Origin of the sequence: Ochrobactrum sp. SFR4, from assembly GCF_019730395.1 — a bacterium.
Taxonomy (GTDB): Bacteria; Pseudomonadota; Alphaproteobacteria; order Rhizobiales; family Rhizobiaceae; genus Pseudochrobactrum.
Genome location: NZ_JAAPBB010000379.1, coordinates 1 through 355, shown reverse-complemented (window position 1 = coordinate 355; position 355 = coordinate 1). Strand labels below are relative to the sequence as shown.

1 pseudogene is annotated in these 355 nt (G+C 49.3%); it reads left to right on the top strand.

Features of this window, described 5'->3' with window-relative positions:
• Positions 1–230: pseudogene (locus HBA93_RS19450) on the top strand (argininosuccinate lyase); the annotation flags it as partial.
• Positions 231–355: the final 125 nt, after the last annotated feature.

The following is a 355-nucleotide window of genomic DNA, read 5'->3' as shown; positions in this document are numbered from 1 at the left end:
CTCATCACACGGTTGCAGCCATTGTTCGTATCGCGCGTGAGCAAAAAATCGACCAGCTTTCGGATATGGCTCTGGAGAACATGCAGGCTGTCAATCCGGCAATTGCGGCTGATGTCTATTCAGTGCTGACAGTTGAAGGTTCAGTTGCCAGCCGTAATCATACAGGTGGTACAGCACCGGCACAGGTTAAGCGCGCAATCGAACGGGTTCGGGGCATTCTCGCACAATAAATCTGAGGGATCTGTGCGCTATACACAGCGCACAGATCCGGCTTTGGTGCTCTTACGGCAGCGAAACACTTCGCTTTTCAAGTAATACTTATGGAAAATGAAAATGAATAATCATTTTGCCGACC